This is a genomic window from Mesorhizobium sp. M4A.F.Ca.ET.050.02.1.1 (assembly GCF_003997725.1).
Lineage (GTDB): Bacteria > Pseudomonadota > Alphaproteobacteria > Rhizobiales > Rhizobiaceae > Mesorhizobium.
Genome location: NZ_RZSG01000549.1, coordinates 1 through 4,081, shown reverse-complemented (window position 1 = coordinate 4,081; position 4,081 = coordinate 1). Strand labels below are relative to the sequence as shown.

Sequence of the window (4,081 nt, the reverse complement as noted above, 5' to 3'; positions counted from 1 at the left end):
CAAGCCGGATCGTCTCGTCGGCGCCGTGCGGGCCCTTGCGGGGCACATAGCCGCCTTTGACGCTGTAGAAGGCGCCTTCATGGTCGAACGGCCTGTCGTTCGACCACAGGCGCTTCAAAAGCACCAGATATTCGTCAATACGCTGCCACACCACGGTGTGCCCGACCGGGCGCGCCTCGGCATCCTCATCGCTGAGCGGCTCGCTCAGCATCCTGAGCGACAGCCGGCCGCCGCTCCTGGCGTCGAGCGCGGCAAGCTGCCTGGCCGCCACCGTCGGCTCGACCACGCCAGCCCAGTGGGTCAGCACCACCTCCAGCGACGCGGTGCGCTTCAGCGCCTGCGCGGCTATGTCCATATTGGTGAGCAGGCCGGCCGGATCGTCGACGACGATCTTCTGAAAGCCGACATCCTCGATCAGCGACAGTTTCGTCGCGGTCTCGGCGAAATCGTAGAAGAAGCTGCCATAGGCAGACTTACCCGGAACATGCGTGAACTCGATTGGCATTGCCATCTCCTTCATCACGTTTGGAATCGCATATCAAAACCACAGGGCGCGCGAAAACGCGCCGCCGACGCGGCTCACTCAACTCCGGTTGCCTGAAAGCGTTAGGCCGCCACCCCGTGGTTCCCGCGCCTCAGGGAATGAGGCCCAGAACGACTGCCCCGGTGAACACGAACGCAAGGGTGAAAACGAGATAGGCGAAGGCCCCGCCATAGGCCGGCCGCCAGCTCTGGCCGACGGTTTGGCCCCTGCGGTCTGTCTGGGTGTTTTGGTAATAGGACATGTCGGCCTCCGTCTCACCCTTAATCTATAAAGTTAGTAGACTTTGTCGATTGCTATTTTTCCGCGATCCGAAGAACGAATTTCTCATATCGCGCTGGACATTGGTTTGGCTTGCTGCGTCTGCCCTATGCAGGGGAAACGGCTGCGGAGATGATGACGCCGCCCCGGATTTCGGCGGTCGCGCTGGAGTCGGCGATGCGGCCAGCGAGCTTGGCCATCCGACACGCGCGGGTTAGCATCGTTGCCGGTTCACGCGTGAAGCATCAACAGACGGAGAAATCAATGGGCGGAAGGCTGGCGGGCAAGGTCGCGATCATATCGGGCGGCGCGACGGGCATGGGTGGAGCGGCCTCGGAGCTCTTCGCGGCGGAAGGCGCCAAGGTGGCGATCGTCGACCGCAACGGCGAGGCAGCGGCCGCGACCGCGGCGGCGATCCGCGCCCGCGGCCATGTCGCCGAGCATTTCGTCGCCGATGTTTCCGACGAGGCGCAGGTCGAAGCCGCGGTGAAGGCTGCGACGGCCAAGCTTGGCCCGGTCACCGTGCTGTTCAATCACGCCGGCACCATCGTCATAAAGCCGTTCCTGGAGACGACGCTCACGGAATGGGACTGGCTGCATGCCGTCAACGTGCGCTCGATGTTCCTGATGACGCGCGCGGTGCTGCCTAGCATGATCGCGGCCGGCGGCGGCTCGATCGTCTGCACCTCGTCGATCTCGGCGGTGGCGGCGACGCCGAACGAGGTGCTCTACGACACCACCAAGGGCGCCTGCCACATGTTCGCCCGCGCCATCGCGGTCGAATTCCGCGACCGCAACATTCGCTGCAACGCCGTCTGTCCCGGCTTCATCCGCACCCCGCACGGGCTGCGCGAGGTGGCCGACCTGGGGAAACTCGGCGTCGACGTCTCCGACGCGGCACTCGCCGCCCAGCAGGGCCGCATCGGCGAGCCGGAAGAAGTGGCGAAGGCCGCATTGTTCCTGGCCAGTGACGAATCCAGCTTCGTCAACGGCGCGCATCTCTTCGTCGACAACGCCTTTACGGCGATGTGAAGCGTCCCAGGCTTGGCGCTCTTCCTCTCCCCCCGTCGATCGGGGGAGAGGAAAGGGCGCCAAGTCCTCTACCGCTCTTCCCTCCGAAACGGCTTCAGCAGCGCCGAGGGCGCGACCGCATTGCGCGACATGAAGGCCATGGCGACGATCGTGAAGATGAAGGGCAGCATCAGGAAGGCTTCGTAGGGGATGTGGCCGAGCCCACTTGCCTGCATCCTGAGCTGCAGCGCATCGACGAAGGCGAACAGCAGCGCCGCGCCCGCCGAGCGCCACGGGTCCCAACGGCCGAACACGACCAGCGCGATCGCCACCCAGCCGCGCCCGGACACCACGCCGAAGGTGAAGGCGTTGAACTGCGCCATGGTGAGAAACGCGCCGGCGAGCCCCATCAACGCGCCGCCGAGGATCACCGCCTGGAAGCGCGTGCCAATCACGCTGACCCCGGCCGAGTCGGCGGCGCGCGGGTTTTCGCCTACCATCCGCACCGAAAGCCCCCATGGCGTGCGGTAGAGCACGATGGCGGCGAGCGGAACGGCGATGATCGCGAGGTAAACCAGCGCGAACTGGTTCAACACCGCCGGTCCCAGGACCGGAATGTCGGAAAGCAGTGGGATCGGCAGCGTCTGAAAACCTTTGATGCTCGGCGGCACCGATTGCTGGCCGAAGATCAGCCGGTAGAGGAAATAGGCGAGCCCCGAGCAGAACAGCGTCACGCCGATGCCGCAGACATGCTGGCTCAGGCCGAGCGCCACCGTGAACAGCGCATGCACCGCGCCCATCAGCGCGCCGGTCGCCACGGCCACCAGCACGCCGAGCCACAGGCTGCCGCTCAGACTGGTGGCGGTGAAGCCGGCCATGGCGGAAAGCAGCATGATGCCTTCGATGCCGAGATTAAGCACGCCGGCGCGCTCGGAGAACATTTCGCCAAGCGTGGCGAAGGCAAGCGGCGTGGCGATGCGGATGATGGCGGCAAGGAAGCCGACCTGAAAGATCTGCTCGAACACCGCGCTCATTTCGCGACCCGCCGAATTCGATAGGCGGTGAACAGCAGCGCCACCAGCATGGCAAGCAGCGCCGTGCCCTGGATGACGTCGCTGAGGAAAGCCGGCACGCCGGTCGCGCGCGACATCGCCTCGGCCCCGGTCATAACCGCGGCAAGGAAGAGCGCCGCCGGCACCACGCCGAGCGGATTGAGCCTGGCCAGCATGGCGACGACAATGCCGGAATAGCCGTAGCCGGGCGAAATGTCGCTCATCACCTGGAAATGCACGCCGCCGACCTCGCCGACGCCGGCCAAGCCCGCCAGCGCGCCGGAGAGCAGTGCGGTCGAGATGAGCACGCGCTGGACGTTGATGCCGCTGTAGCGGGCCGCTTCCGGATTCTCGCCGGTGACACGGATGCGGAAGCCGAGCGTCATGCGCGCGATCAAGAACCAGCAGAGCGGCGCGGCGATCAGCGCCGCCACGACGCCGAGATGCAGCCGCGTGCCCTCAATCAGCACCGGGAAATTGGCCGAATCCTCGACCGGCGGCGAGATCGGATAGCCGCTGAAGCTATCCTTCCAGGGCCCCTCGATCAGCGCCATCAGCGCGTAATAGATGACTGAGTTGAGCAGCAGCGAGCTGACCACGTCGTCGACCTTGAACTTTACGCGCAACGTGGCGGGCACCAGCGCCACGGCGGCGCCGGCCGCGGCGCCCGCCAGCGCCATCAAAAGCATGGCGAGATAGCCCGGCATCGGGATGGCGCCGACGAAGCAGCTTGCCACAGCGCCCGCCAGCAACTGGCCCTCGGCGCCGATGTTCCAGAATTTCGCGCGGAAGGCGATCGCCACAGCAAGGCCGGTGAAGATCATCGGCGCGGCGCGCACCAGCGTCTCGGTTATGGCGTAGCTGTCGCCGAGCGAGGCCGACAGCATCACGCCATAGGCCTCGATCACGCCGGCGCAGGCGATTGCTATCAGGCCGCTGCACAACACCAGCGTCGCCGCGATCGCCAGCAGCGGCAGTGCGAGATTGAACCAAGCCGGCGTCGACGTTCGGGCTTCGAGGCGGAACATCAGGCGTGGCCCCCCGCTCGCCAGATGTCGGCGCCGCCCCTCATCCGGCTGCCGGCACCTTCTCCCCGTATAGTGACGGGGAGAAGGTGGCTGTGTCCGAACCGGATAGATAGGTAACAGAATGGACCGATTGCATAGGTGACAGTTTTCTCCCTCGCCGGAGGACCCGGCGATGGTTTGGCGAGAGA

At 65.6% G+C, this 4,081-nt stretch carries 5 protein-coding genes; 1 reads left to right on the top strand and 4 read right to left on the bottom strand.

The features are described 5' to 3' along the window. Positions 1-505: LLM class flavin-dependent oxidoreductase (locus EOA33_RS26610; RefSeq protein WP_127406996.1), on the bottom strand; the 505-nt coding region annotated here is incomplete at its 3' end. Between the two features lie 130 nt (positions 506-635). Then, a complete protein-coding gene (locus tag EOA33_RS26605) occupies positions 636-785 on the bottom strand; it encodes a hypothetical protein (RefSeq protein ID WP_127406995.1) in 150 nt (49 codons plus the stop codon). Positions 786-1,066: 281 nt separating this feature from the next. Here EOA33_RS26605 and EOA33_RS26600 point away from each other — a divergent pair, with 281 nt between their 5' ends. Beyond that, a complete protein-coding gene (locus EOA33_RS26600) occupies positions 1,067-1,834 on the top strand; it encodes an SDR family oxidoreductase (RefSeq protein WP_127406994.1) in 768 nt (255 codons plus the stop codon). A 68-nt stretch (positions 1,835-1,902) separates the two neighbouring features. Here the strand turns inward: EOA33_RS26600 and EOA33_RS26595 are convergent, their stop codons facing one another. Together EOA33_RS26595 and EOA33_RS26590 are read right to left on the bottom strand one after the other, a co-directional pair. Next, positions 1,903-2,847, bottom strand: a complete 945-nt coding sequence (locus EOA33_RS26595; protein WP_127406993.1) for an ABC transporter permease — start codon at positions 2,845-2,847, stop codon at positions 1,903-1,905. Continuing rightward, entirely contained in the window at positions 2,844-3,893 is a 1,050-nt protein-coding gene (locus EOA33_RS26590; RefSeq protein WP_127406992.1) for an ABC transporter permease, read from the bottom strand. The genes EOA33_RS26595 and EOA33_RS26590 overlap by 4 nt, the downstream gene beginning before the upstream one ends. Positions 3,894-4,081: the final 188 nt, after the last annotated feature.